Below are 26,373 nucleotides of genomic sequence, written 5' to 3' on the forward strand. Positions count from 1 at the left end.
TTTTGGAACTTCTTTTACTTAATTTCGATATCTGCAGAATGAATGTGATGTACTTTCCCTTCATGGTCCTCCAGAAGCAATACACCATCCTCTGTAATTCCTTTTGCTACCCCTGTAATTGTCTCTCTCATCGTTCGAGCGGTAATTTCTTTCCCGACGCTCACAGCGTAACTTTCCCAAAGAATTTTAATGACAGAGAAACCATTTTGTAAATACTCTTCATATAATTTTTCTAGTTGTAAAAAGATTTGTTGCATAAGCTCTGCACGAACAATTGGCTCACCGGATTCAATCGCTAAAGAAGTAGCAATATGTTGAATTTCCTCATCAAAATGTTCTTGCTTTTGATTCGCATTAATACCAATGCCCATAATGACAGCATTAATTTTATCAGGATCTGCCTGCATTTCTGTTAATATACCTACAGCCTTTTTACCTTGAATTAAAATATCATTCGGCCATTTTATTCCTACGTTTACACCCGTGCACTTTTCAATTGCTTGTGCAACGCTAACAGCCGCTAATAAAGTAAGTTGTGGTGCATGATGAACCGGGATTGATGGACGTAAAATAATACTCATCCAAATTCCTGTTCCTTTTGGTGAATGCCATTTCCTGCTTAAACGACCTCTGCCAGCTGTTTGTTCTTCTGCAACAACAATCGTTCCTTCTTCCGCACCTTCATAAGCAAGTTTTGCTGCAATATGCTGCGTGGATTCGACAGTTTCTTCAAAATATACCGTTCTACCAATATGTTTCGTTTGTAACCCTAACTGAATTTCATTAGCAGTTACTTTGTCTGGCTTACTCGCAATGCGATAACCTAATCGACGCACAGCTTCAAGTTCATATCCCTCATTCCGAAGGTCCTCCATATGTTTCCACACAGCGGTTCTTGAACAACCAAGTTTATCACTAATCGTTTGGCCAGATACAAACGCGCCATCCGCTTCCGAAAAAACTTGCAATAACTGCTTTCTTATAGTAGATTGCATTCTTGCAGCCACTCCCTTATACACTCTTTCTCATTACCTACGTTTCCTTGTACGATTGCTTCCTCAATTTTTTGAATCATTTCAGCAACCCACGGACCGGGCTTTTTATTTGCCCAGTTTAATAAATCATTCCCAGTCACATTCATTTCTTGGCGACTCTTTATTGGCAATACTTCAAACAACGTTTGTACTCGTTTAACAGATGTATGATCATAGCTTTCAATCATCGCTTCATATACTCTTTCGGCCATTTCAGCGATATGAAGTCCCGTTTTATAAAGAAGAACTGTATCCCAATCCTTCTCCTTTCTCGTACGAATTGTTAATAAAACTGCGACGATATCTTTTATTTTTTTATTCGAAAACTTCCATTGACGTAAAAAGACAGATGGATGCTCTTCCCCAATACAATATAAGAAGAATGCCCATGCCTCAATGTCCGTTTCAAAAGAATCCCAGTTATACTGCGTAGCTTTTAATAATCTCTCTTCTGACATTTGTAAATATGGCAGATGAGAAAATAGCTTCGTTTCTACTAATTCTTGCAAGCCCTTCACACAATATGTACCAGTTAACAGTTTCTCAAACTCCACTGTAATTCGCTCAATTGCAATATGTTCTAGCAAATGTCCATATGTTTCAATTGCTTGTTTCGTTTTCATTTCTAAAGAAAAACCTAACGTACTTACGAAACGAATACCACGCATCATTCGCAGGGCGTCTTCTTGAAAACGATCCGCAGCATTTCCAACCGTCACAACTTCTCTCTTTTGAATCGCTTCCTGTCCAGCAAATAAATCAACCATTTTGCCTTCTTCTGTCATCGCAATTGCATTCATTGTGAAATCACGACGTTTTAAATCCTCTTCTAATGAACGAACGAATTGAACACTACTAGGTCTTCGAAAATCTTCATATTCGCTCTCTGTTCGAAAAGTAGTTACCTCATAAGGTTCACCATTTTCTACCACAATTACAGTTCCATGCTCAAGACCAACAGGAACATGTCTTGGAAATATAGCCATCACTTCTTCTGGTAAAGCAGATGTCGCAATATCAATATCACCAATTGGCCTATCGATAATAAGATCTCGTACGCTTCCACCGACAAAGTAAGCCTCATGTCCTTGTTGCTTTAAAGTCTCAATAATAGAACTAGCTTTTTTAAATCTTTCCATTTTTGTCATCCCTTAGTACATCGTAGTAAATCGTTTCATATTGTGAGACGATTTTTTCAGAGCGGAACTGCTCGTAAACACTTTCTCTTGCTCGCTCTCCCATATTACGGTGAAGTTCTTCATCCTTTAATAGCTGAATGGCTTGATTTGCCACTCCTGTTGGATTGCCAACTTCACATAAATATCCTGTTTCACCATGTTGAATGACTTCCGGAATACCTCCAACCCTTGTTCCGATACAAGGTACACCACACGCCATCGCTTCTAATAAAACAAGACCAAAACTCTCCTTCTCTGAAAGAAGCAACATTAAATCACTCATCGCAAGTAGTTCTGCAACATTATCTTGCTTCCCTAAGAATAAGACGCGATCTTCAATATGTAGATTTTTCACTATCTGTAAAATCGTGCAAAATTCTGGTCCATCTCCAACAAGAAGCAACTTCGCATCTACTTCTGTAACAATTTTAGCAAATGCCTGAACAACATCTTGCACACGTTTCACTTTACGGAAATTTGAAATGTGAATTAGTATCTTTTCACTCTCACTTATACCGTATTCTTTCTTTAATTGAGACATATCACGCTTGAAATATACACGTTCGTCTATAAAGTTATATACCGTTTGAATGTTTTTATTTGGTTTTACAAGCTCATGCGTTTCGTTAATTAATGAATGCGAGACCGCCGTCACAACATCAGATTGCTCAATACCAAAACGAATTAAATTATTTAGCGAAGGGTCGGAACCTAACACAGTAATATCTGTTCCATGCAAGGTTGTAACAACTTTAATACGCTCTCCAATCATTTGTTTTGCTAAATAAGCACAAATTGCATGTGGTATTGCGTAATGCACATGTAAAATATCTAGGTTTTCTCTTTGTGCAACTTCTGCCATTTTACTCGCTAACGCTAAATCGTATGGTGGATATTGAAATACAGAGTATTGATTTACCGTCACTTCATGAAAATAAATGTTTGGATACACTTTATTTAACCGGAATGGTAAACCCGATGTAATAAAATGAATTTCATGCCCGCGTTCCGCTAATTGCTTTCCTAATTCTGTTCCAACAACTCCAGAACCACCTACAGAAGGATAACATGTAATACCTATTTTTAATTTCATTTACATCCCCCTATTAAATCAGCATGTAATAAAACCGGTTTCTTACTCATAAATCCCTCGGCATATAAGACTCCAACTTCTTTTCCAAACATTTTCTCTCGAGCGACCACAGTTTCAACATAACCTTCTGTTAACGGCGTTTTCACACCATCACTACTTGTTGAAAACTGACTTTCATATGCTTCTAATGCTTCCACTTTTATAGAAAGGTACTCACTTATATCTATACAAAAATTCGGTTTATGAAAACCATTAATCATATAATAATAAAAAGACTCCACACGATGTGGTGGAAGCTCTGGCATATATTTACGAATTCCCGCTGAAAAAATAGCTTCTTCCACAAGTTTTGCACAATTCGCATGATCTGGATGACGATCTTCATAATACGGCGCAAAAACTAGTTTTGGTTTATATGTACGAATCACCTTTACAATTTCACGTATATACTCTTCTTTCATATACAAACCACGGTCTGGCATCGCTAAATTCAGTCTCGTTTTTACTCCCATTATACGAGCTGCCGCCTTTGCTTCTTCTTTTCTCAATTCTATTGTTCCATTAGAAGAAAGATCAGCTTCTGTTAAATCACAAATACCTACTTCATACCCTTGCTTCGTATATTTAGCAATGGTACCGGCCATGCCGATTTCAACATCATCGGCATGAGCACCAAACGCTAATATATGTAATCCACTCATAATTGTTCCCCTCATTTTCTAAACTTACGGTAATCTAAATCTCCTCGCTCTAATGCGTGCATTAACATTTCAGCACTTGCCATGTTCGTTGCAAGTGGAATCGCATATACATCACATAGACGAAGCAATGCATTTACATCTGGTTCATGCGGCTGAGCAGTTAGTGGATCCCGGAAAAAAATCACCATATCCATATCATTTTTCGCAATCATGGCACCAATTTCTTGATCACCACCAAGAGGACCCGATTGATATCTTGTTACAACTAAACCAGTTGCCTCCATAATACGAAGTCCTGTCGTCCCTGTTGCAAACAATTCATGTTGTTCAAAAATTGGTTTATATGCGTATGCAAACGAAACCATGTCATTTTTCTTTTTGTCATGTGCGATTAAGGCAATTTTCATCCGTTGTCTCCCCTTTAGTCGATAATGTTTTCTAATCCGTACACAAGATGATCTAAATTCATTACTGTATCAATTGATAGTTTTACACCTGACATAAAGGATGCACGATTGAATGAATCATGGCGAACCGTTAACATTTGTCCATCTCCACCAAACATTACTTCTTGGTGTGCAATAAGTCCTGGTAAACGTACACTATGAATGTGAATGCCGTCTACATTTGCACCACGAGCACCTTCTAGTTGCTCTACTTCATTCGGGTGACCTTGCTGCTTTGATTCACGGTTTTGACGAATTAATTCTACTGTTTTTACAGCTGTACCAGATGGTGCATCTAATTTTTGATCATGATGCAATTCAATTACTTCAACATCTTGGAAGTACTTCGCTGCCATTTGTGAGAATTTCATCATAAGAACTGCACCAATTGCAAAGTTTGGAGCGATAATTGTTCCTACTGCTTTTTCTTTCGCATTCTCTGTTAATTGCTTTAGTTCTTCTTCTGTAAATCCAGTTGTACCAATAACAGAACGAAGTCCACGCTCAACTGCTAGTGTAACGTGTTGTTTTCCAACTTCTGGCGTTGTTAAATCTAACAACACATCTGCTTCTACTTCCTCTAAACAAGTATGTAAATCCGCGTAAATTGGCGCTTGTAACGCTGGCATGCCCGGTAAATCAGAGATTTTCTCTCCACCATGCTTATAATCCACTGCTGCTACTAAATTAAAATGTTCCGTTCTTTCCATAAGAAGGACTGCTTCATGTCCCATACGTCCTCTTGGTCCAGCGATAATTACTTTAATTTCTTTCATTATTCTTTCTCTCCCTCATCAATACGTGTCCAGCGATCTTTATCGCGAGTATTAAATTTATTCATTACAATGTTATGTGCTGTTTCTAAATCAATATTTAAACTATTTGCCATACAAATCATAACAAATAATACATCTCCAAGCTCTTCTTCAATACTACGTTCTGTTTCAGTTGTTTTCTTCGGTTTCTCACCATAATAATGATTAACCTCTCTTGCAAGCTCCCCCATTTCTTCCGTTAAACGAGCCATCATTGCAAGTGGACTGAAATAACCTTCTTTAAACTGACCAATATATGCATCTACTTCTTTCTGCATATCCTTCATCGTTTTTGCTTCCATACAATTCACCTCTAATCCTTCCTCTTTCATGTTAGCCAATTCATCGCGATTTGACAAATATTATTCCCCGCAAAACACCTATTTGCGCCCCTTTTTTGGATAGACTATAATAAAGTGAAACTTCTTTTGCATGCTTTTCGCAAAAGATTAGTTGAACCAATCGGATTTTTTTAGCCTTCACTATTTTTACTAACAACTAGAAATTACTTATCATTATGTTTTACCGTTTCAGCGGAGCAATGCAATCTACATAATTAGGGGGATTTCTATATGACATCAAATTTGAAGATTCGAAATATCATTTTCATTTTAATCGGTTCCGCTATTTTTTCTTTCGGTATTGTGAATATCAATATTGAAAATCACCTTGCGGAAGGTGGATTTACCGGTATTACACTATTATTGTATTTTCTATTTAAGTTTGACCCTTCTTACTCAAACTTAATTTTAAATATCCCTATATTTATTATTGGTTGGAAGTTACTTGGAAGAACGACATTTTTATATACACTAATCGGCACCTTTAGCGTATCTTTATTTCTATGGATTTTTCAGCGTTACGATGTTCTGAACTTACATTTAAATTTACAAAATGATATGACACTCGCGGCTTTATTCGCCGGGGCATTTATTGGTATCGGTCTTGGAATAATATTTAAATATGGCGGGACTACTGGCGGTGTAGATATTATCGCGAGACTCGCTCATAAATATGTTGGCTGGAGTATGGGGAAAACGATGTTTATGTTTGATGCTATCGTCATTATCGTCTCGATTCTTACATATTTATCATACCGCGAGGGCATGTATACGTTAGTTGCTGTTTTTATCGGTGCTAAGGTCATTGATTTTATGCAAGAAGGAGCTTATGCGGCGAAAGGAGCAACTATTATCTCAGATAAAAACGATGAAATTGCTGCCAAAATTTTATCTGATATGGAACGCGGAGCTACTTTTTTAAAAGCTGTTGGATCGTATACAAAAGTGGAACGGAACGTATTATATTGCGTTGTTGCTAAAAATGAAATCGTGAAATTAAAAAATATTATTACTTCTGTAGATCCTCATGCTTTTGTTGCAGTAAGTGATGTACATGATGTAGTTGGTGAAGGTTTTACGTTAGATGAAAATAAAAATCCGTTACATACATAAACGCAACTAGAAAAGCTCTCTAGCTTTTCTAGTTTTTTATTACATGTTTTTTAAGTTTCTCTAAATCCTCATAAATAAGCTCCAATAAACTCCGATTATAAAAAATGGACGCAGGATGAAAAGTCGGGAAAATATGATATTCTTTCTCTGACCATGTAAACTCTGCACTTTGCATATCCTTTACTTTTTGAATAGGCTGTTTTAATAATTGTCCGTGCACATCAGTTATTTTTTTATTTTTTCCTGTTAAACGTTGAAGGCCGATATTTCCAAGTGTGACGATAAGATTCGGGTTTATTTTCTCTAATTCATAATCTAACAAAGGTGCATGGGCAAGTATTTCTCCTTGATTTGGCGTTCTATTATACTTTTTCTGTATGATTTCACCATTTCGTTCTCTTTTCTCTCGCCACTTATAAGGTCTACTCCGAACAGCGCTCGTAATATATACTTCTTCCCTTGTAACGTGAATCCGTTCTAAAAAAACCATTAATTGTTTTCCCGCTCTCCCGCTAAACGGAATCCCATTATGAATTTCTGTTTCACCAGGCGCTTCTCCTAACAGCATAAATTTTGGATTTTCAGGACCTTGTCCACTTAAAAAGCCTTCTAACTGATAAGAAGCGCTTTGTTCTTTCACTTGTTTTACTATATGACTTGGATATTTCACTTCCCCCACCGCCTTTCCGCATTATTTCTATTCCTTCTATTATTTCTATTTGCAATACATTATATAATTCAATCCACAAAACAAAAAAGACTATCAAAATTGATAGTCTTTAGTCGTCGCTACGCTGCATACCAGTATACATTAATACGAGACGTAATAATTCAAATACCGCTACAGCTGCAGCCGCTACATATGTTAATGCCGCCGCATTTAATACTTTACGAGCTTGGCCATATTCATCTGTTGATACGATACCTAACGCTTCAATTTGTTGCATTGCACGCTTTGATGCATCAAACTCAACTGGTAATGTAACGAGTTGGAACACAACACCTGCTGCCATTAAAATAATTCCTAATAACAATAGTTTTGACATTGTCGCAAATATACCAATCATAATAAATACCCATGATATATTCGATCCAAAATTCGCCACAGGCACTAACGAATGACGAATACGCATAAAGTTATAATCTTTTGCATCTTGAATTGCGTGTCCTACTTCGTGTGCTGCCACTGCTGTACCAGCAACTGAATGACCGTAATAGTTATCTGTTGATAATCGAACTGTTTTGGCAGTTGGATCATAATGGTCTGATAAATGACCTGGTGTTTCTTCTACAGCTACGTTGTATAATCCATTTTCATCTAAAATCTTTCGAGCCACTTCCGCTCCTGTCATACCTGATGTTGAATAAACTTGTGAATACTTGCTATAAGCACTACGTACTCTTGACTGTGCATACAACGGTATGATCATTATGATCGCGAAGTAAATTAAATAAAACATCATGAACCTCCATTGAAGTTTTAATTATAGTACTTCTCATTCTATTTTCTTCTGTCATCATTGTCAATGAATAAACCTTACAATCCATATCTTTATTTATTGCATTATCTATTCTTAGAGTGTACATTACTTTTTCTTTTTTCTCTCTCTCCTTTATACTTTCTCCATCCAACATAAGTTAATGTGAATAAAATAAGACCTCCAGTAATTGTCATAAACCAAATGAGAGAGGGTGCAATTTCATCTTTTTTTACTGTGTGAAATATTTTTTGCAAATCCCCTTTAATGATTCCTACTTGCATTTGCCCCCCTTTCGTATTTAACATAACGTTACGAAATTCATCCAAATAAGATAAATGGGCATTTACACGCTGCACTTCATTTTCTGGCAGGGCGATCATTAAGCTTGGATAAATAATATTAAATTCATGTAAAAATGTGTTTAACGTTTGTTGAAACTGTCCCGTATCTTCTTTTTTCATCGCTTTTTCCATTTGAGAAAAGGCACCCATTACTTTTCTTTCTCTTTCCATCCAAAGTGGTTGATATTTCGACACTTGCGCATCAACAGCGAGCTGCAGGGCTAACACATTATCAATTTTAACTTGTTTACCTAAATCTGTTTCCGAGAGAGATTGTTTCGCCTTGTCGTAAGCTAAAGAAATAACTCTAACTTGATCTGGCGTTACTTCTTGCTTCTTTTCATTCCCCTTTATAACAAACTGCTCGGAGAAATGTTGTAATACTTGTACTGCTTTTTCATCTTCATTACGCTTCACTAATTGTAATGAGTCGTCTAACAACCCTGTTAGTTCACTCCACTCTTCAGCATATATACGTAACGGAAACATTATAATTAGAAATACTATTAATCCAATTAATGTTCTCTTCATCACGGTCCCCCCTATAACTACTAGTACAAAATATGTTAATTTGGACAAGAATAGAACAGTACTGGACCGAAAAATATATTATCGTTTTACAAACAAAAAAATTCTCTTTAAACAGAGAATTTTTCCTTTGAAATCCTTTTCTTTTTTACGAAATATCTATACAAGCTGTAACAAAGTATGCTGCCGCATAAAATAAATAATAAAATTGCACACGCAGCATGCATAAAGAATTCTTCTGGTAGCATTAATATAATTGGATCCGTTTCAATATCAAACATCCAATAATCATTACTGAATAAAAGCTTATGGAATAATACAAAACTCTTTTCAAAATTAATAGCGATCGGTAACATGAGCGCGATCGGTAAGATAATTGTTAAAATTGATCCGTGCAGTAAAAACTTTTCATTTTTCTTTTTTAATAAATAAATGCCGCCTATTATTGCAATCATAATTGTCGCATACATTACATATTGAATCTTTACTAAAATATTTTTAACATCTACAAAATGAATACGGCCATTTGTAGACATATCTAATGTTGGCAACTGCAATGCTCCATCATAAAACGGCGATAAATATGTAATAAGCACATCATAATTTCTTTTAATATCATCCTTCGTCATATCCGCTAAATCTGGAATGTTTAAAAAATCAATTTCAAAATAATATAGCCATTTTCCGTATACAACCGCCGTTGTTGCGAGTGCAAATATAGAAAATGCTATGCTATATGAAACAACTATAGTAATCAATCGATCCAATATTTTTGTACCACTCTTATTTTTCTTCATTTTCTCCCCCTACATGTTCTAACAATCATAAAGAAAACTGTTTTCGATTCTCACGCAAGCAATAATAATATGTAATACATAGTGTGGTGATACTTAGCCAAAACGTAAAGTAACCAATTTCTTCTACAAACAAATGCATAATTCCATATCTCGGCATTTGCCAAAATAAATAATCAATTGCATCATTATGTAATGTCCATATAGCCGCTACCGCAAAATGCCATTTTTCTATACGGTAAAACGGTGCATATAACAATCCTTGTACTGCCATCGCAAAATGCGAAAACATTAACAGATATCCGATAAGACCAATGGGACCTTTTACATAGATCATAATTGCATTTACAACAACAGCCCATATACCATATTTTATTAAAGTAACAATCGCTAACGCCTCTATTAACCCCCAATTTCTCTTTCTTAAAAAAGCAATTAAAACAAAGACAAAAAAGAGACTCGCCATCGGGCTATCAGGTACAAACGGCCAAAATATAGGTGAGGTCTCTTTTAATTGATTTCCATACCATATAAATCCGTATATTGTACCTAATATGTTAACAACTAATAAAAATAATAATACAGAGCGTTGTCTTAACATTGCATACAAATAAACCAAGCTGCATGTCCAACACCTTTCAAACAAAGTCATTCTTTCCTCAAACTCTACTCTATTATATAGTAAACTTTCTTTCATCAAAATAAAAAGCTGACTACAAATTTTGTAGTCAGCTTTTTATTATTTTTTATTATACTTAGCAATGAATTCCGAAAGCTTCTTCAATTCCTCATCCGTACCTTTAAATACGCCTTTAGGCATTGAACCTTTTCCATCTTTCGCAATTTTAGCAATTTCTTCTGGCTTTAAAGTTAAATTTTGCAGTGCCGGTGCTGCTGCCCCGCCTTGTAAATTGTCACCGTGACACGTTAAACAAGTATTTTTTTGCATTAATTTATAGCCGTCATCATTTTTATCAACTGGTGCTGTTTTTACAATTGCTCCTTGTTTTTTTGCAGCTTCCCAGTCGTGGTGTGCTACAGATTCCCAAGTTAAAAAGATAATTGATGCAATGGCTAAAAGCATAAATCCAGTTGCTACAGGACGCTTTAACGGGCGTCTTTCTGGTCCTCGATCAAGAAATGGAGCTAATAGTAATGCGCCAAACGCAATCCCTGGCATAATAAACGCTCCAATTACAGTAAATGAACCAGAAGCATAAGAATACTTTAATAACTGATACAAGAATAAGAAATACCAATCTGGAAGTGGTATATATCCGGCATCAGTTGGATCCGCCATTCTCTCAAGTGGTGACGGATGCGCCACTGTTAAACATAAATAACCGATTAAAAAAACTGCACCAACCATCCATTCTTTTAACAAGAAGTTCGGCCAAAACGCTTCTGTTTTTCCTGGGTATTCAGAATAGTCTTTCGGAATATTTGGTTTCCTAGCTACTGGTACCCGAGAATCTCCTACAAACTTCATCCCTTTGCCGCGATGCATAATCTCCCTCCTTTAGTTCTTTCCCCTTTAATTTAGCAATCTCTTATAGCGGACCGGAAATACCTTGTTTGCGAATCATGATGAAGTGGAAGGCCATTAAACCTAGAAGTGCTGCTGGTAAGAAGAAGACGTGAATAGCAAAGAAGCGAGTTAATGTTTGAGCGCCAACAATTTCGGAATGACCAGCGAGTAATGTTTTAATATAAGGACCAATGAGTGGCGTTTGCTCTGCAATTTGAATCCCTACTTTCGTAGCAAATAATGCTTTCATATCCCACGGTAGTAAATATCCGGTAAAACCAAGACCTAACATAACAAAGAAAATAAGAACACCAACAATCCAGTTTAACTCACGAGGCTTTTTATACGCACCCTGGAAGAAAACTCTAAGTGTATGTAAAAACATCATTACAATGACGAGACTAGCGCCCCAGTGGTGCATCCCACGAACAATTTGCCCATATGCAACTTCATTTTGTAAATAATAAACCGATTCCCAAGCATTTTTAATATCAGGCACATAATACATCGTCAAAAACATTCCTGATAAAATTTGAATTACAGTAACGAAAAAGGTAAGTCCTCCAAAGCAATAAACGAATGCAGAAAAGTGATGTGCCGGGTTTACATGTTCAGGTACTTCATGATCAGCGATATCACGCCATATTGGTGTAATATCTAACCTTTCATCTACCCAATCATAAATTTTATTTAGCATCTACTTTGCACCCCCTTTTGGCTTCGCTTTTCCTAAATACAGCGTTCCATCTTTTACTTTGGACTCGTATACATCAAGCGGAGCAAGGGGCGGCGTGCCTTTAATGTTCATCCCGTCTTTTGTGTAACGGCCCCCGTGACATGGACAAAAGAATTGATTCGGATGTGCTTTGTCCGAATTCCAGTTAACTGTACACCCTAAATGTTTACATACCGGAGAGAACGCAACAATGTCTCCGCTTTCATCTTTATGAACCCAAGCTGATTTTGGCTCTTCGGACTTGTACCAACCATCAACCTGCTTCACCTTAAAGTCGAAACGTTTCGGCTCTGTTGTAATATCCTTTACTTGTGCAACAGCAACCATATCCGTTCCCGCTTCTTTTCTTAACACCGGATCAAGCGCAAATCGCGTCATCGGCATTAAAATACCCGCTGCCATAAAGCCTCCTACCCCTGTAAGGGTGTAATTTAAAAACTGTCTTCTTGATACACGATGTTCTTTCTCGCTCACGAAAATTTCCCCCCTCTATCAGAAATTGTCCCCTCGTGATAAATTATATAAAAAATAAAAACTAGGACACTATCATGATATAATACGCTTAGGTACAGGTCAATATCATACTACTCGTAATAATAAGAACTTTCTGTTTATTATTACTTTCCCCATTTTTCTTCTAACATCACCATTATATTTTTTATATGTGCATGAATAACTTCTCTTTTCGCTTGATCACTAAATTGTTCTAACGCTAATGAAGGAAACCAAAATAAATCTCCTTGTAACTCTTGCATATCTTCTTTCCATGAAAAATCACTTGTAACATAAGCAATATGCTTAAAACCTTGCTTTTGCAAATGATTTGTCCATTCTTGCAAACGACCTTTTTCATTTTTTTGACTTTCTACTAAATACGTAAATGCAGGTAGTAAAAGTACTCTTCCTTTATATTCTCTTTCCAACTCCATACTCAACAATTCGATAAATTCACCTTGTTCTACTACCATTTTCATTTCTTTTGCTGCCGAAATTGATAAAAGTGGTATAACACCGGTATCTACATACTCTCTTGCTTGCTCAAACTGCTCCACATCTTTTACACTCCATTTCAAATGTCTTCCCTCCCTTCATCTACAAATTACAGAACTTTCACTTTATATATATTAAACCATACTAAAAGAGGTAAAAAAAGAAAAACTACCTATATTAAGGTAGTTTTTCTTAAAAAGTCTGAAATTTGTAAAATTTTATGAATCCAAATGAATTCTATAACATCTTTAACTCAGCTGTTAACTTATGAAACGCTTCCTTATCTTGCTTATCCAGCGCTTCATCAATTTGTTTCAAAAGACGTTCTCTTCTAAAAGAAAATACACTTTCTTCTAAAAATCTTTCTGCAAGTAAACGATCTTTTTCATTTACTTCAATATGCTTTGGTAAATACGGGTTTTCTTCTAATACAGCTACATAATTGGCATTTTGAAACGATGATTTAAAATTGAGTTGAATATAAATATCTTCATCTCGATTTAAACGAATATCATGAAACGATTTTTCAGCATCTGTTGTCATAACATTTTGTTTAAAAAAGTGAAATGGTGTGTCCTTCACACAATTCGCGGACATCACTAAACCACGCGGACAATATTTTGCATGCTCTACGAAGTGGACTTTATGCATCAATTGGTCATGACTCATTAAATAATTCAAAATCCATACGCATTCACGCTGTTTCAGTTGGTAATTATTCAAAAACCATTTTACAAAATCCTTCTTCTCGTTTACAGAAACAGGGGTATTCATAGCAATTAAGTCCCTCCTCTGTCTTTCTCTTTTCTTTTTAGATTCAAGAAGCGGCATTCAGTTTCCTTCCAACTTATGAAAAATCCTCTAAATTATATAACAATTCTTCAATATGAATTTGTGTCGGGTCTAGTTGTATTAACTGAGTAAATACTTCTTTCGCCTCTTTTCGCATACCTTCTTCCAATAAGAAATAACCGTACTCTTCCAAGAAGTCTGGATGATTCTTAAAAGAAGTATATGCACTTTCATAGTGTTTTAATGCATCCGAATACATTTCTAATTGTTTTTTTGCAAACGCAAGATCCCAAAGTAGTTGTGTATCTGGTTCTCCGCTATCAATCGCACGCTCTACAACTGCAATTAACTCTTCATATTTTTCTTGTTCTTTTAAGATATACGCATATTTTAATATCGCACCTAAATGTCCTGGATCTAACTCAAGCGCTTTTTGAAGCACTTCCTCTGCTTCCGCTATTTTTCCTAATTTCGCCGCAATGTTCGCTAATTCTACATAAAATGGTACAGAAAGCTCATCTACTTTAATTCCTTCTTGAAGTGTTTCATAGCTTTCTTGAAGCATTCCTTCTTTTTCATAGCTTTTCGCCAAATACATGTAAAGCGATGCATACTCCGGATCTAATTCTTTTAGTTCTTGCCAAGCACCAATTGCTCTTTGGTATTCTTCACCTTGGTATAATGTGAAGGCATATCCAAATAATGAGTGGATATCTTTTTGTTCCTCTAAACCTGCTTCGTAGTAAGAGATCGCTTCTTCCCAATTCCCAATCGCACTTAACGTTTCTGCGAGGCGAAGTGCAATGACAACTCCACCCATTACTTTATGTTCCGCTAATAGCGACTCATAATGAGTGATTGCCTTTTGTTCTTCACCTTTACTACTATATAACTCTGCTAATCCAAACGTAATAACAGGTTCGTCAGGCATCATTTCTTTCGCCTTTAATAGTTTTTGTTCTGCTACATCATCGAAACCTTGCATTTGGAATAAATCTGCAACAAGTAATAACGATTGGACATATAAATCATCATTTTCTGGAATATCATGAAGCACTTCAATTGCTTCATCTTCTTTGTCTAGATCAATATATAATTCTGCTAAAAATACAGTGAATTCACTTTCTTCCGGATACAATAAACGCAAGTCTTCTGTAATCGCTAACGCTTCATCCGTAAATCCAAGTGTATGATAGTAACGAGCAATATCATATTTCTCTTCATCATTCGCAACTTTTAATTGCTCTTTTAATAATTGTAATCCTTTTTCCGCTTCACCATTTTCAATATATGAAACAGCTTGTTCAAACTTTTGCATAAACGTCTCCTTTAATTCTAAAAAATATTCTTTTCTGTTCATTTACCCCCGATTGGTGCGGACTAATAATCAGTGAGAGAATGAGCATCCCCTCACTGATTAAAGTGTCACTTTATCATAAGCAACTATGTGTACGAACGCAACCTTTAGAATGAGCATACTTCTTCTTGTACTTTCACTGATAACATTCGAATATGACACCGATACCGCATTACTACTTTCTATTGTACCGTTTTCTTTCATTACCGTGCAAATAACTTCCCTTATTAATTATTAACACACACGGATCAAGCTTTACAGGCCTTCTCCACTTCGATCTTTATTTAAATAAAAAGACTCCTATATAGGAGCCTTCACACACTCTTAAGAGTATGTTTCTTCTTTCTTTACTTGCTCGTTTACAAGCTCTTTCAATAATTCTATAATTTCATCATTTTCTTCTTTCAAACCTACAGTAATACGAATACCATCATGTATACCAAATGCAGCACCAGAACGAACAATATAGCCTTTTTTCATTAATCGTTCGAAAGCTTCATTACCAGGAACACCGAGCTTTAAGAAAATGAAATTTGTTTGAGATGGATAATAGAATACGTTATATTCCTTACAAAATGCGTAATATTGATTTAATCCTTCTTCATTCTTTTTCACACATTCTTGTAAAAACGTTTGATCTTCTAATGCAGCGAGTGCTACAGATTGCGCTACAGTCGATGTATTAAATGGTAACCTTGCTACTTCTAGTTGCCCAATTAACTTCTCATTACCAACCGCATATCCGATACGGAAAGCAGCTAAACCATATGCTTTTGAAAACGTGCGTAAAACCATAAGATTTTCATACTTTTCAAGAAGTGGTAATGTTTGCGGATAGTCTTCTGCTCCGGCATATTCATAGTATGCTTCGTCCATAATAACGAGCGCTGACTTAGGAACTGATTCTAAAAATGAAAGTAATTTTTGTTTCTCTACATATGTACCTGTCGGATTATTTGGGTTACAAATCCATACAATCTTCGTTTTATCATCTACTTGCTGTAACATCGCATCTAAATCGTGAATGCCATCTTTTAGTGGTACTTCACGAACTTCTGCTCCTTCAATAACAGCATGGTGATGGTATTGCGAGAATGTTGGATTCGCCATTACAACATTTGTTCCTTCGTGTAGTAATGCACGGCTAATCATTTGAATGACTTCATCTAATCCACTACCAAATAACAGTTGTTCTGCTTTGACACCTAACTGCTCTGCTACTTTTGTCCGAAGTTCAAATGCATATCCATCTGGATAAAGAGCGTATTGACTCGCTAAAGAAGTTAATGCTTCTGTTACGCGTGCTGAGCAACCGAATGGATTTTCGTTCGATGCTAATTTCACAATTTTTGATAATCCATATTCCCTTTTTACTTCTTCAATATTTTTCCCAGGTACATATGCTCTCAAAGTTAACAATTGCTCTTTCACTCTCATTTTTCTTCCCCCAGTCATTTTATTCAATTACAATACGGTTATAATCCCTTACTATAATCGTTTATCATTACCGTCACTATTACGAGAATACCTCTAAACAAGCACTTCGCAACCTCTTAAGCCATATCCTTTTGAAATGCCTCTAACGCAAGATGAACAGTCTCATCTGGAATAGATACGACGTTCACTACCCCATATTCCTGCATTAGCACCATATGAATTGCTCCAGCATTCGCTTTCTTATCCTGTTTCATCAATTGAACGAGGCGTTCTACATTCAAATCACTTGGCATTTTTGGATAGCCGTACTTTAAGAACCACTGCTTCATCTCTTCATAAGAAAGATCAACTTTGTACACTTGCTCACTTAAAAACAAGGCAAATAACATTCCAACCGCTACTCCGTCACCGTGAGTAATATTTCCATATCCTAGTTCTTTTTCAAGAGCATGGCCTAACGTATGTCCAAAGTTCAAATGGGCACGTACACCTTTTTCTGTTTCATCTTGTGATACAATATTTGCCTTTACAGGAATTGCCTTCGTTAATATATGGATTAACTTCTCATCACGAAGATCCGCTAATGTTTGCACTTCTTCTTTTAGCCAATGATACAGCTTTACATCACCAATAAGAGCATGTTTTATCACTTCTGCATAACCTGAACGCCACTCTTTTTCAGGAAGTGACTGTAAAAACGGCGTATGATATACAACTGCTTCCGGTTGATGGAATGCACCGATCATATTTTTACCTAACAGATGATTGATCGCTACTTTCCCACCTACAGCGCTATCGTGAGCTAATAAAGTCGTTGGAACTTGAACGAAGCGAATTCCACGCATAAACGACGCAGCAACAAAACCAGCTAAATCTCCAATCATCCCGCCTCCAAGTGCGATAATTAAAGAATTTCTATCTAATTTATTTTCAAGAGCTGACGTATGAGCCGCATAGAAATTTTCAAAAGACTTCTCTTTTTCACCACTCGGTACGACAAATGAAAATACGTTTTGCTCTATTTGCAATGCATCTACAACTGTCTGTAAATGGAAAGATGCAACAGCTTCATCTGAAATGATCATGATATTTGATACAGATGGCTGCATGTTTTGAATGATTGTTGTCAAATGTGACAACGATTCTTTTCCTACATGTACATCATATTCTTTTGATTTCGTTTGAATATGTATGTTTCCCATTAAAATCCCCTCGCATATTCATTATGTTTCTCAATATTTTCACGAATAAGGTCCATACGATCTAATCCGAATTGTTCTATTAAAGCTGTCGCTAATTCCCAAGCCACAACCGCTTCTGCAACGACACTAGCTGCTGGCACAGCACAACTATCTGAACGTTCAATGCTCGCTGTAAAAGGCTCTTTCGTTTCAATATCTACACTTTGAAGAGGTTTATATAGTGTAGGTATCGGTTTCATCACACCTCGCACCACAATTGGCATTCCAGTCGTCATACCGCCTTCTAATCCACCTGCATTATTTGTTCTTCGTGTATATCCATGTTCCTCGTTCCACAGAATTTCATCATGAACTTCACTTCCCGGTCTATGCGCTGCTTCAAAACCAATTCCAATCTCGACGCCTTTAAAAGCATTAATGCTCATAATTGCGGCTGCTAATTTTGCATCCAGTTTTCGGTCATAATGCACATAGCTACCGATCCCAATTGGCATTCCTTCCACAATCACTTCAACGATTCCACCGATTGAATCACCATTTGCTTTCGCATCATCAATTGCTTTCATCATTTGGTTACCTGATTCTTCATCTAAGCAACGTACAGGTGATGCTTCTGTAATACTTTTTAATTCTTCAATTGAACTATACGTAATTTCCTGAGCCTCAACACCGCCAATTTCAATTACATGGCCAGCCACTGTAATACCAAGTTCTGCTAACACTTTTTTAGCAACCGAACCAGCAGCTACACGCACTGTCGTTTCGCGTGCTGAAGAACGCTCAAGTACATTTCTCATATCTCTATGACCATATTTAATCGCACCATTTAAATCAGCATGTCCAGGTCTTGGTTTTGTTACTTTCCTTTTCATTTCTTTTTCTTCTTGTTCCGTTAAAGGCTCTGCGCCCATAATTTTTGTCCAATGTGCAAAATCACGATTTTCAACAACAAGTGCAATTGGAGAACCTAATGTCTCTCCATGTCTAACACCACTTACAATTTGCGCTTGATCTGTTTCGATTTGCATGCGTCTACCACGCCCATACCCCTTTTGCCTTCTAGCTAACTCTTCATTTATATCATCCGCTACTAAAGGCAGTCCTGCCGGAACACCTTCTATAATCGTTGTAAGTTGTGGACCATGAGATTCACCAGCTGTAATATATCGCATACGTTATTCCTCTTTTCGTATATGTATTTATCCCGCTATATTAAGCAATGATATTATCTTTCCTTACTCTAAAAATATGAAAGAAATTATATATTTGATCAGCCATTCGCTTATTCTCCGATAGGCCTTTTACTTTACATATCAATATATCATAACAGCTCTAACTTCGTAACTAATTGAAATAAAAAAAGTGCAAGAAGAATACCCCTATTCTCCTTGCACTTTCTACTATTATCACAGTGATTAAAGCGTTTACAAATTATTTCAAAATAATTAGTAAATCCATTCATTCATTAATTTTGAGTAGTCAACTAATTCTTCTTCCTTAAAGAAAATAGCAATCTCGCGCTCTGCACTTTCTAACGAATCAGAACCATGGATAATGTTTTTCGCAACAGTTACACCGAAATCTCCACGAATTGTTCCAGGAGCTGCTTCATGTGGTCTTGTTTTACCCATCATGTAACGAGCTGTATCTACTACACCTTCACCTTGCCATACCATTGCGAATACAGGTCCAGATGTAATAAAGTCAACTAATTCACCAAAGAAAGGTTTTTCTGTGTGCTCAGCATAGTGTTGTCCAGCAATTTCCGGAGTGACTTGCATTAATTTTGCACCAACTAATTGAAAGCCTTTCTTCTCAAAACGAGCTACGATTTCCCCAATGAAGGCACGTTGTACACCGTCTGGTTTTACCATTAGAAATGTTTTTTCCATAAAAAATCTCTCCACTTCTGAATTATGTATGTAATTGTATATCCCCACACACATATTAACACCCTTATCACAATTGTGCAATAGTTTTGAAATAGAGAGATTATTTTATTTTTTAGAAAAAACACTAAAATTTTCGTTTTCCAATATACTTTGCTACATTTTGTAATGCATACTTCGCTTGTCCACGTGGGAGTGGTTTTATAATTTCTAATGCTTTATGTAAATAACGTTCACTAAACGCAAATGCTTGATCAATAGCGGTACTATTCTTTACAGCCTCAATAATTTCTTTCATTTCGTCCGCTGTTGTATTTTCATGTACAGATATGATTTTCTTACGAAGCACTGGATCTTCCATAGCGTATAGGGCAGGAAGCGTAATATTCCCTTGTAGTAAATCTCCGCCAGCAGGTTTTCCAAGCTTCTCTTCTGTGGAAACGAAGTCTAAAATATCATCAATAATTTGATACGACATTCCTACAAAATACCCATACCAAAATAGTCGATTTACCGTATCACGATTAGCACCAGCAGCAATCGCTCCTAGTTGACAACTCGCAGCAATTAATAATGCTGTTTTTCGCTTTATTCTTCTTAAATACGTTCGTAAATTTTGGTCATAATTGTATTTATCTTTAATTTGTTCAATTTCACCTTTACACACTTCTAAAATGGTATGCGATAGCGCCTGATGCGCCTCTGGAATTTCAATATTTGTAATACATTCAAGAGACTTAGCGAACAAATAGTCCCCTGTATACATTGCAATACGATCTCCCCATTTCGCATTCACAGTTGCACTACCACGTCGTAAAAATGCAGCATCAATAACATCATCGTGAACAAGAGAAGCCATATGAATAAGTTCTAACGCAACAGCTACATGCTTAATTGCATCTAACTTATAATCTCCAAATTTTCCCGCAAGCAACACAAATACAGGACGAATTCGCTTCCCACCAGCTTCAATAAGTTGTAATGCCGCCTCTTCTACCAATGGCTGTTCAGAAGCAACTGTCTTTTTTAATTCTTTTTCTATCACATTAATATCCGATCGTAAAAAAGAGTACATAAGTTGTAACTTCATATTGTTCACCTTAACCTAAAACTTCTTTTTTCTTTTTTTCTATTTTGATTCTGGTTTCATACCTAAATGCATCGCTGCTACCCCAAAAGTAAACGGCTTCACTTGTACATGTTCAAGTCCAGCTTTTTCAAACATATGAGCCAACTCTTTCATACCTGGGAATGTACTAGCAGATTCTTGCAGCCATGAATATTCTTTAAAACTTTTCGCAAATAACTTTCCAAATAACGGCATGATATATTTAAAGTATAAAATATACCCTTGTCGAAAACCAATCATTGTTGGTTGAGATGTTTCTAAACAAATTACTTTTCCACCTGGTTTTACTACACGTGTCATTTCTTTTAATACGTGCATATAATCCGGTACGTTACGTAAACCAAATCCAATCGTTACATAATCAAATGTGTTATCTTCAAATGGAAGCTCCATTGCATTCCCGTGTAAAAGTTCTACTTGTTTTAATTGTAACGCCTCTACCTTTTGCTTACCGACAGATAACATATTTTCACTGAAGTCTAAACCAACAACCTTGCCCTGTTCACCTACCGCCCCAGCTAGCGCAATTGTCCAGTCCGCTGTCCCGCAGCATACATCAAGAGCTTTGCTACCTGGTTTTACATCCATAATGCGCATCGTCTCTTTACGCCACGCTTTATGTCTTTGAAAACTAATGACAGAATTCATCACATCGTATTTATCAGAGATTTTCTCAAATACATCATGTACTCTTTCTTCTTTTGATTGTTGCATGCTCGTACCTTCTTCCAATGTAAAATTGCTTATGTCTTCGATTTATCTCTTAACACAGAGTTTATTTCGCTTATATCTGTGTGGTTTTCCAAATATTGATTTTCTTTCTTTCTGAGTTCCATCATCCATCCATGAATAACTGTTTCTACCTCCGCTTTATCCTTCATAATCCCTTGAACTGCTTGAAAAACAGGTGAATGTTGTTTATCAGCGTGCAGTTCACATTCTTTTTGAAGACGGTTTTTTCCTAGTACATACGTTATAAATGGTTTCCAATGCGATACATGAAAATGATCACATGTTTTTTGCAAGAGTGCAGACTCAATCGTTACTACACTTTCCATTATGTCATCCATCGTTTCATGCGCTTTTTGATATAACATTATTTTGTGTTCATTAATTTCTTTAATTCCTTCAGCAAGCGCGCGAATTAAAACAATATCACGATTCATAGACAATAAGTAATAATATAACCCACTATAGTAATCACCAGCAAGTACTGTTAACTGGCGACGTTTATGCGATTCAACCGCTTCTTCCCCTGCTTTATTTGATACTCTTTCATGTGTATCAAGCGCAATTTGCACAAGCATAATCGTTACTACATAATGCTCAATTTGTTCTATATGTAAATTTTCACTTTTTAAAGCACCATATAACAATGCTATTTTTTCTTCATCAATAAATGGTTCTTCAATATAGTTTATAAAATAAGGATGGCGTAATTTCTCCATCAATTTCTCTCTTATACCCGCATACCCTCCGTAGATGTCACACACAAAAATCACCCTTGTTTTCTAATTCATAAAACTTATTATAACACATACATTCTATTTTCTATAACCAAAACTTGACTACTCTTTCCAAACTTCCACCGAACTAAATAACATCTTCCATTCTTTTTAGTAGTCTTTCTATTCTCACTCTGCCTTGCTAAAACTATATCATTTATTTACATAAAAAAAAAAGAAAAGCAGTTTCCTACTTTTCTTTACTTTGTTTTAATAAAAGATAAAATTTCACTACGTGCCGCTGCATCATTTTCTAACACACCACGTACTGCTGTTGTTACAGTTTTCGCGCCCGGCTTTTTCACACCACGCATCGTCATGCACATATGTTCCGCTTCTACTACTACCATTACACCATGCGGCTCTAGTACTTCCATAATAGAGTTCGCTACTGTTGATGTAATACGTTCTTGCAGTTGTGGACGACGTGCAATTGTATCTACAGTTCGAGCTAATTTACTTAACCCTGTCACTTTTCCGCCTTGCGGAATATATGCAACGTGAGCAACTCCATAGAATGGAACTAAATGATGCTCACACATCGAATAAAACGGTATATCTTTTACTAATACAAGCTCCTCGTGATCTTCTCCGAACACTTTATGCAAATGTTCTTTCGGATCTTCATGCATACCCGCGAACACTTCTGCGTACATTTTTGCCACACGCTTTGGTGTATCAAGTACTCCCTCACGATTTGGGTCATCTCCGATTGCCTCTAAAATAAGGCGTACTGCATGTTCAATTTGTTCTAAATTAACTTTTGCCATCCGCTAGCCCTCCCGAAAACCTAAAAGTGATACGAACACATTCTAGCATATTTATGTTTTTAAAAGCAAAAAGAAGAGTTCCCAAAAAGGAAACTCTTCTTCCCTGTTAATATGTAAGGATTATTTAACCGCATCTTTTAACGCTTTACCAGGTTTGAATGCAGGTACTTTACTTGCAGCGATTTCAATCTCCTCACCTGTTTGTGGGTTACGACCTTTACGAGCCGCACGCTCACGAACTTCGAAGTTACCGAATCCGATCAGTTGTACTTTATCACCTTGTTTTAAAGCTTCTAAGATAGAATCAAAAACAGCGTCTACTGCTTTTGTTGCGTCCTTTTTAGAAAGGGAACTTGCTTCTGCAACAGCATTGATTAAATCTGTCTTGTTCATGCCATTCACCTCCTCCCAAAGATAAGACTGTATAATGATCATAAAATGAGTCTTACTTTCATTTGTAGGCAATTTTTACAAATTCTATACTACAAAGATGTAGATAAATCATTATCAACGCCTATATTATACGATTCTCCTTTATAATTCAATATTTTTAAGGAAATTGTTACTCTTAAAATGTGAAAATCTGATGAAACTTGACAATTTACAACAATATATTAGATAATGACTGTTTATTTCTCTATTCTATACGCGAAAATCAAAAAAATCCCTCTACGATGAGAGGGATTTTTTCTTATAATATAATCGCAATTAATCCGCCAGATCCTTCATTAATAATTCTTTCTAGCGTTTCTTTTAATTTATATCTCGCATTTTCTGGCATTAAAGATAGTTTCGCTTGAATGCCTTCTCGAACAATAGAGCTAAGTGAACGTCCGAATATATCAGAATTCCAAATTGATAATGGGTCATCTTCAAAATCCTGCATTAAATAACGAACTAATTCTTCACTTTGCTTTTCAGTACCAATGATCGGCTCAAACGTTGACTCCACATCTACTTTAATCATATGAATAGACGGAGCTACAGCTTTTAATTTTACACCAAACCTTGAACCGTGACGAATAATTTCCGGCTCATCCAAGCTCATGTCAGCTAACGCAGGCGCTGCTACACCATATCCTGTTTGCTTTACCATACGCAGAGCATCCGCCACTTGATCGTATTCTACTTTCGCATGAGATAAATCGAGCATAAGCTTCAATAAATGATCTTTCCCTCGAATTTCTACTCCTACTACTTCTTTTAAAATTTGATCATATAATTCATCTGGTGCATATAAATCAATCTCTGCTACACCTTGCCCCATATCAATGCCAGCTAGGCTCGCTCGATCAATAAATTCATACTGACTAAACTGCCAAACGACACGGTCCACATCACGAAGACGTTTTATATCCTTCACAGTCTCTTGAACAGCTTCTTGATAACTTTGGCGTAACCAATGTCCTTCATTTAACACCATCACCCAGCTCGGAAGGTTAACATTCACTTCTAAAACAGGGAACTCAAATAAAGCTTCTCGAAGCACATTGTACACATCTGTTTCCCTTAAACTCTCTACACTCATCGCAATGACTGGGATATCATATTCTTCAGATAAACTTTGGCGCAATTGCTCTGTATCTGGATGATACGGCTGTACAGTGTTGATGATCATAATGAAAGGTTTTCCGACTTCTTTTAACTCATTTACTACGCGTTCTTCTGCCTCTATATAATCTCTTCTTGGAATTTCACCAATCGTTCCATCTGTTGTAATTACAACACCAATTGTGGAATGTTCTTGAATTACTTTACGTGTTCCGATTTCTGCAGCTTCATGGAATGGAATAGGTTCTTCATACCAAGGAGTATTAATCATGCGTGGGCCATTCTCATCTTCATAGCCTTTTGCTCCTGGAACCGTATATCCAACGCAATCTACCAATCGAATATTCACTTCAAGACCTTCATCTACTTCGATAGAAACCGCTTGGTTTGGAACAAACTTCGGTTCCGTCGTCATGATTGTACGACCAGCAGCACTTTGAGGCAGTTCATCCTGCGCCCTTTGACGGTCAGACTCATTCTCAATATTAGGAATAACTACAAGTTCCATAAATTTTTTAATGAATGTTGATTTCCCTGTTCGAACAGCTCCTACAACTCCAAAATAAATATCACCGCCTGTGCGTTCCGCAATATCTTTAAAAATATCTACCTTTTCCAAGTGATTCCCTCCCTCAATATTTTTGGGAATAATTCCACATTTATAGTCAACTAATACCTTCTCTAACGTTGCCTATAATATCTGATATAATATAATGGTATTCTAGAAGTTCGGACAATATATCATATAATTTTGTCCAATTTCATATGACTATTAAAAAATACCTTTTGTTTGCATCGCAAGTTGTGTAACATAAAAAACCTTTCTTCTAGAACTTATTCACTAAAAGAAAGGTTCATGACTTATGATTTTAAAAAAATTGGTTCTCCATTCTTTACCGTATACGGTAAAGAATACGCAGGTACAAATGGAGAATCTTTCGAAAGTATATTCCGAATATCTTCCCCCTCCTTAAATTGCCCTTCATTTTTTTTCAACGCTTCATATAAATCGATTCGATAATCAACATAAATTTCTCCCTTTTCATTGATTACAAAAGGAAGCCCTTTACCAGAATACGGACTTGTCACTTGCGGTACATCTTTATATCCTAGTTTTTTGAAATCTAATTCATACACACCATCTGAAATTACCTTTTTAAAAGGTGGATATTGATGTTCATCTCGATACATCCTAAGCTTTAATGATAATTCCTGGATTTGTTCAGCCATCCTAACATCAATTAACTTTACTGTCGGGTTTGTTTCAACGTCTATTAATACGTATTGGTATACTCCTCCACTTTCATACGCATTTCCTGGCGCTTCTTGTATGTAGCGCGGAGCAATCTTTTGAAAATCAATTGGATACTTTTGATAAATAGGCGTACTCATATCCCGCGTCTTAATTGGCAATATACCCTCATTTTGCTCCTTAAATGTCACTATAGCTTTTTGAACAACCTGTATCTGATCTTCATAAGGAACAGCATTTTGTTTCATATTTTCTTTCGGATACAGACATCCTGTTAAAAGGCTCATACAACAAAATATTAAAATAATATGGACTTTTTTCACTAGCAATCACCTTTTCATACTAATATAACTTGCTCCGTATGTAGCAT

31 protein-coding genes are annotated in these 26,373 nt (G+C 36.3%); 1 reads left to right on the forward strand and 30 read right to left on the reverse strand.

The window, feature by feature from the left end; translation table 11 throughout:
• Positions 1-14: 14 nt before the first annotated feature.
• The 7 genes from ILT06_RS08745 to ILT06_RS08775 are packed head-to-tail and all read right to left on the reverse strand — an operon-like array spanning position 15 to position 5,569.
• Entirely contained in the window at positions 15-995 is a 981-nt protein-coding gene (locus ILT06_RS08745) for a biotin--[acetyl-CoA-carboxylase] ligase (protein WP_064476609.1), read from the reverse strand.
• Entirely contained in the window at positions 980-2,173 is a 1,194-nt protein-coding gene (locus ILT06_RS08750) for a CCA tRNA nucleotidyltransferase (protein ID WP_064476610.1), read from the reverse strand. Before ILT06_RS08750 ends, ILT06_RS08745 begins: the two co-directional genes overlap by 16 nt.
• Positions 2,160-3,305 (reverse strand): N-acetyl-alpha-D-glucosaminyl L-malate synthase BshA, encoded by a 1,146-nt coding sequence (gene bshA, locus ILT06_RS08755; RefSeq protein ID WP_222655023.1) that lies wholly within the window; start codon positions 3,303-3,305, stop codon positions 2,160-2,162. Before bshA ends, ILT06_RS08750 begins: the two co-directional genes overlap by 14 nt.
• Positions 3,302-4,006, reverse strand: a complete 705-nt coding sequence (gene bshB1, locus ILT06_RS08760; protein ID WP_087979995.1) for a bacillithiol biosynthesis deacetylase BshB1 — start codon at positions 4,004-4,006, stop codon at positions 3,302-3,304. Before bshB1 ends, bshA begins: the two co-directional genes overlap by 4 nt.
• Positions 4,007-4,017: 11 nt before the next feature.
• Positions 4,018-4,413: a methylglyoxal synthase gene (gene mgsA / locus ILT06_RS08765; protein ID WP_000684766.1), complete on the reverse strand. Its 396-nt coding sequence runs from the start codon at positions 4,411-4,413 to the stop codon at positions 4,018-4,020.
• A gap of 14 nt (positions 4,414-4,427) precedes the next feature.
• Positions 4,428-5,228 carry a dihydrodipicolinate reductase gene (dapB, locus tag ILT06_RS08770; RefSeq protein WP_000658814.1) on the reverse strand — a complete coding sequence of 267 codons (801 nt, stop codon included), beginning with the start codon at positions 5,226-5,228 and terminating at the stop codon, positions 4,428-4,430.
• Complete coding sequence (locus ILT06_RS08775) at positions 5,228-5,569, reverse strand: nucleotide pyrophosphohydrolase (protein WP_001992677.1); 342 nt, start codon at positions 5,567-5,569, stop codon at positions 5,228-5,230. Before ILT06_RS08775 ends, dapB begins: the two co-directional genes overlap by 1 nt.
• A 270-nt stretch (positions 5,570-5,839) precedes the next feature.
• Here ILT06_RS08775 and ILT06_RS08780 point away from each other — a divergent pair, with 270 nt between their 5' ends.
• Positions 5,840-6,721 carry a YitT family protein gene (locus tag ILT06_RS08780; RefSeq protein WP_064476612.1) on the forward strand — a complete coding sequence of 294 codons (882 nt, stop codon included), beginning with the start codon at positions 5,840-5,842 and terminating at the stop codon, positions 6,719-6,721.
• A 28-nt stretch (positions 6,722-6,749) separates the two neighbouring features.
• On the opposite strand, the gene ILT06_RS08785 is transcribed toward ILT06_RS08780, so the two are convergent.
• From ILT06_RS08785 to ILT06_RS08895, 23 genes are all read right to left on the reverse strand, one after another.
• Complete coding sequence (locus ILT06_RS08785; RefSeq protein WP_088048408.1) at positions 6,750-7,391, reverse strand: uracil-DNA glycosylase; 642 nt, start codon at positions 7,389-7,391, stop codon at positions 6,750-6,752.
• A 109-nt stretch (positions 7,392-7,500) separates the two neighbouring features.
• Positions 7,501-8,184, reverse strand: a complete 684-nt coding sequence (locus ILT06_RS08790; RefSeq protein WP_073517780.1) for a zinc metallopeptidase — start codon at positions 8,182-8,184, stop codon at positions 7,501-7,503.
• A gap of 101 nt (positions 8,185-8,285) precedes the next feature.
• On the reverse strand, positions 8,286-9,074 hold the full coding sequence (gene ypjB / locus ILT06_RS08795; protein WP_048561338.1) for a sporulation protein YpjB: 789 nt from the start codon (positions 9,072-9,074) through the stop codon (positions 8,286-8,288).
• Between the two features lie 107 nt (positions 9,075-9,181).
• Positions 9,182-9,868 carry a lipoprotein intramolecular transacylase Lit gene (gene lit, locus ILT06_RS08800; protein ID WP_000739736.1) on the reverse strand — a complete coding sequence of 229 codons (687 nt, stop codon included), beginning with the start codon at positions 9,866-9,868 and terminating at the stop codon, positions 9,182-9,184.
• A 25-nt stretch (positions 9,869-9,893) separates the two neighbouring features.
• Positions 9,894-10,484 (reverse strand): lipoprotein heptaprenylglyceryl N-acetyltransferase LhaT, encoded by a 591-nt coding sequence (lhaT, locus tag ILT06_RS08805; protein WP_098102214.1) that lies wholly within the window; start codon positions 10,482-10,484, stop codon positions 9,894-9,896.
• A 120-nt stretch (positions 10,485-10,604) separates the two neighbouring features.
• Positions 10,605-11,372 (reverse strand): menaquinol-cytochrome c reductase cytochrome b/c subunit, encoded by a 768-nt coding sequence (gene qcrC / locus ILT06_RS08810; RefSeq protein ID WP_000554600.1) that lies wholly within the window; start codon positions 11,370-11,372, stop codon positions 10,605-10,607.
• Between the two features lie 43 nt (positions 11,373-11,415).
• On the reverse strand, positions 11,416-12,090 hold the full coding sequence (gene qcrB / locus ILT06_RS08815; protein ID WP_000932700.1) for a menaquinol-cytochrome c reductase cytochrome b subunit: 675 nt from the start codon (positions 12,088-12,090) through the stop codon (positions 11,416-11,418).
• Positions 12,091-12,603: a menaquinol-cytochrome c reductase iron-sulfur subunit gene (gene qcrA, locus ILT06_RS08820; protein ID WP_001290419.1), complete on the reverse strand. Its 513-nt coding sequence runs from the start codon at positions 12,601-12,603 to the stop codon at positions 12,091-12,093.
• Positions 12,604-12,746: 143 nt separating this feature from the next.
• Positions 12,747-13,202 (reverse strand): YpiF family protein, encoded by a 456-nt coding sequence (locus ILT06_RS08825; RefSeq protein ID WP_000872168.1) that lies wholly within the window; start codon positions 13,200-13,202, stop codon positions 12,747-12,749.
• 154 nt (positions 13,203-13,356) lie between these two features.
• Positions 13,357-13,893 carry a ReoY family proteolytic degradation factor gene (locus tag ILT06_RS08830; RefSeq protein WP_001095922.1) on the reverse strand — a complete coding sequence of 179 codons (537 nt, stop codon included), beginning with the start codon at positions 13,891-13,893 and terminating at the stop codon, positions 13,357-13,359.
• A gap of 73 nt (positions 13,894-13,966) precedes the next feature.
• On the reverse strand, positions 13,967-15,229 hold the full coding sequence (locus tag ILT06_RS08835; protein WP_064476614.1) for a tetratricopeptide repeat protein: 1,263 nt from the start codon (positions 15,227-15,229) through the stop codon (positions 13,967-13,969).
• A gap of 99 nt (positions 15,230-15,328) precedes the next feature.
• Positions 15,329-15,472: a hypothetical protein gene (locus ILT06_RS08840; RefSeq protein ID WP_179194479.1), complete on the reverse strand. Its 144-nt coding sequence runs from the start codon at positions 15,470-15,472 to the stop codon at positions 15,329-15,331.
• A 120-nt stretch (positions 15,473-15,592) separates the two neighbouring features.
• Positions 15,593-16,705 carry a histidinol-phosphate transaminase gene (hisC, locus tag ILT06_RS08845; protein ID WP_064476615.1) on the reverse strand — a complete coding sequence of 371 codons (1,113 nt, stop codon included), beginning with the start codon at positions 16,703-16,705 and terminating at the stop codon, positions 15,593-15,595.
• 116 nt (positions 16,706-16,821) lie between these two features.
• Positions 16,822-17,907, reverse strand: a complete 1,086-nt coding sequence (gene aroB / locus ILT06_RS08850; RefSeq protein WP_064476616.1) for a 3-dehydroquinate synthase — start codon at positions 17,905-17,907, stop codon at positions 16,822-16,824.
• Complete coding sequence (gene aroC, locus ILT06_RS08855) at positions 17,907-19,079, reverse strand: chorismate synthase (protein ID WP_064476617.1); 1,173 nt, start codon at positions 19,077-19,079, stop codon at positions 17,907-17,909. The genes aroB and aroC overlap by 1 nt, the downstream gene beginning before the upstream one ends.
• A gap of 273 nt (positions 19,080-19,352) precedes the next feature.
• On the reverse strand, positions 19,353-19,799 hold the full coding sequence (gene ndk, locus ILT06_RS08860; RefSeq protein WP_222655024.1) for a nucleoside-diphosphate kinase: 447 nt from the start codon (positions 19,797-19,799) through the stop codon (positions 19,353-19,355).
• 124 nt (positions 19,800-19,923) lie between these two features.
• Positions 19,924-20,886: a heptaprenyl diphosphate synthase component II gene (hepT, locus tag ILT06_RS08865; protein WP_064476618.1), complete on the reverse strand. Its 963-nt coding sequence runs from the start codon at positions 20,884-20,886 to the stop codon at positions 19,924-19,926.
• A gap of 39 nt (positions 20,887-20,925) precedes the next feature.
• Positions 20,926-21,639, reverse strand: a complete 714-nt coding sequence (gene menG, locus ILT06_RS08870) for a 2-heptaprenyl-1,4-naphthoquinone methyltransferase (RefSeq protein ID WP_001187666.1) — start codon at positions 21,637-21,639, stop codon at positions 20,926-20,928.
• A gap of 29 nt (positions 21,640-21,668) precedes the next feature.
• Complete coding sequence (locus tag ILT06_RS08875) at positions 21,669-22,418, reverse strand: heptaprenyl diphosphate synthase component 1 (protein WP_002096763.1); 750 nt, start codon at positions 22,416-22,418, stop codon at positions 21,669-21,671.
• Between the two features lie 212 nt (positions 22,419-22,630).
• Complete coding sequence (gene folE / locus ILT06_RS08880) at positions 22,631-23,200, reverse strand: GTP cyclohydrolase I FolE (RefSeq protein WP_001151478.1); 570 nt, start codon at positions 23,198-23,200, stop codon at positions 22,631-22,633.
• Between the two features lie 120 nt (positions 23,201-23,320).
• Positions 23,321-23,593: an HU family DNA-binding protein gene (locus tag ILT06_RS08885; protein WP_001043860.1), complete on the reverse strand. Its 273-nt coding sequence runs from the start codon at positions 23,591-23,593 to the stop codon at positions 23,321-23,323.
• A 298-nt stretch (positions 23,594-23,891) separates the two neighbouring features.
• Positions 23,892-25,370: a stage IV sporulation protein A gene (spoIVA, locus tag ILT06_RS08890; protein ID WP_000416522.1), complete on the reverse strand. Its 1,479-nt coding sequence runs from the start codon at positions 25,368-25,370 to the stop codon at positions 23,892-23,894.
• A 242-nt stretch (positions 25,371-25,612) separates the two neighbouring features.
• A complete protein-coding gene (locus tag ILT06_RS08895) occupies positions 25,613-26,326 on the reverse strand; it encodes a hypothetical protein (protein ID WP_064476619.1) in 714 nt (237 codons plus the stop codon).
• Positions 26,327-26,373: the final 47 nt, after the last annotated feature.

It is taken from the genome of Bacillus sp. 17RED48 (assembly GCF_019837545.1).
GTDB lineage: Bacteria > Bacillota > Bacilli > Bacillales > Bacillaceae_G > Bacillus_A > Bacillus_A wiedmannii.

Bases quoted from the DNA above. Each gene is read 5' to 3' on its own strand.
- ILT06_RS08745 (WP_064476609.1), bottom strand. From the start codon at position 995: ATGCAATCTACTATAAGAAAGCAGTTATTGCAAGTTTTTTCGGAAGCG.
- ILT06_RS08750 (WP_064476610.1), bottom strand. From the start codon at position 2,173: ATGGAAAGATTTAAAAAAGCTAGTTCTATTATTGAGACTTTAAAGCAA.
- bshA (WP_222655023.1), bottom strand. From the start codon at position 3,305: ATGAAATTAAAAATAGGTATTACATGTTATCCTTCTGTAGGTGGTTCT.
- bshB1 (WP_087979995.1), bottom strand. From the start codon at position 4,006: ATGAGTGGATTACATATATTAGCGTTTGGTGCTCATGCCGATGATGTT.
- mgsA (WP_000684766.1), bottom strand. From the start codon at position 4,413: ATGAAAATTGCCTTAATCGCACATGACAAAAAGAAAAATGACATGGTT.
- dapB (WP_000658814.1), bottom strand. From the start codon at position 5,228: ATGAAAGAAATTAAAGTAATTATCGCTGGACCAAGAGGACGTATGGGA.
- ILT06_RS08775 (WP_001992677.1), bottom strand. From the start codon at position 5,569: ATGGAAGCAAAAACGATGAAGGATATGCAGAAAGAAGTAGATGCATAT.
- ILT06_RS08780 (WP_064476612.1), top strand. From the start codon at position 5,840: ATGACATCAAATTTGAAGATTCGAAATATCATTTTCATTTTAATCGGT.
- ILT06_RS08790 (WP_073517780.1), bottom strand. From the start codon at position 8,184: ATGATGTTTTATTTAATTTACTTCGCGATCATAATGATCATACCGTTG.
- ypjB (WP_048561338.1), bottom strand. From the start codon at position 9,074: ATGAAGAGAACATTAATTGGATTAATAGTATTTCTAATTATAATGTTT.
- lit (WP_000739736.1), bottom strand. From the start codon at position 9,868: ATGAAGAAAAATAAGAGTGGTACAAAAATATTGGATCGATTGATTACT.
- qcrC (WP_000554600.1), bottom strand. From the start codon at position 11,372: ATGCATCGCGGCAAAGGGATGAAGTTTGTAGGAGATTCTCGGGTACCA.
- qcrB (WP_000932700.1), bottom strand. From the start codon at position 12,090: ATGCTAAATAAAATTTATGATTGGGTAGATGAAAGGTTAGATATTACA.
- ILT06_RS08830 (WP_001095922.1), bottom strand. From the start codon at position 13,893: ATGAATACCCCTGTTTCTGTAAACGAGAAGAAGGATTTTGTAAAATGG.
- ILT06_RS08835 (WP_064476614.1), bottom strand. From the start codon at position 15,229: ATGCAAAAGTTTGAACAAGCTGTTTCATATATTGAAAATGGTGAAGCG.
- ILT06_RS08840 (WP_179194479.1), bottom strand. From the start codon at position 15,472: ATGAAAGAAAACGGTACAATAGAAAGTAGTAATGCGGTATCGGTGTCA.
- hisC (WP_064476615.1), bottom strand. From the start codon at position 16,705: ATGAGAGTGAAAGAGCAATTGTTAACTTTGAGAGCATATGTACCTGGG.
- aroB (WP_064476616.1), bottom strand. From the start codon at position 17,907: ATGGGAAACATACATATTCAAACGAAATCAAAAGAATATGATGTACAT.
- aroC (WP_064476617.1), bottom strand. From the start codon at position 19,079: ATGCGATATATTACAGCTGGTGAATCTCATGGTCCACAACTTACAACG.
- ndk (WP_222655024.1), bottom strand. From the start codon at position 19,799: ATGGAAAAAACATTTCTAATGGTAAAACCAGACGGTGTACAACGTGCC.
- hepT (WP_064476618.1), bottom strand. From the start codon at position 20,886: ATGAAGTTACAACTTATGTACTCTTTTTTACGATCGGATATTAATGTG.
- menG (WP_001187666.1), bottom strand. From the start codon at position 21,639: ATGCAACAATCAAAAGAAGAAAGAGTACATGATGTATTTGAGAAAATC.
- folE (WP_001151478.1), bottom strand. From the start codon at position 23,200: ATGGCAAAAGTTAATTTAGAACAAATTGAACATGCAGTACGCCTTATT.
- ILT06_RS08885 (WP_001043860.1), bottom strand. From the start codon at position 23,593: ATGAACAAGACAGATTTAATCAATGCTGTTGCAGAAGCAAGTTCCCTT.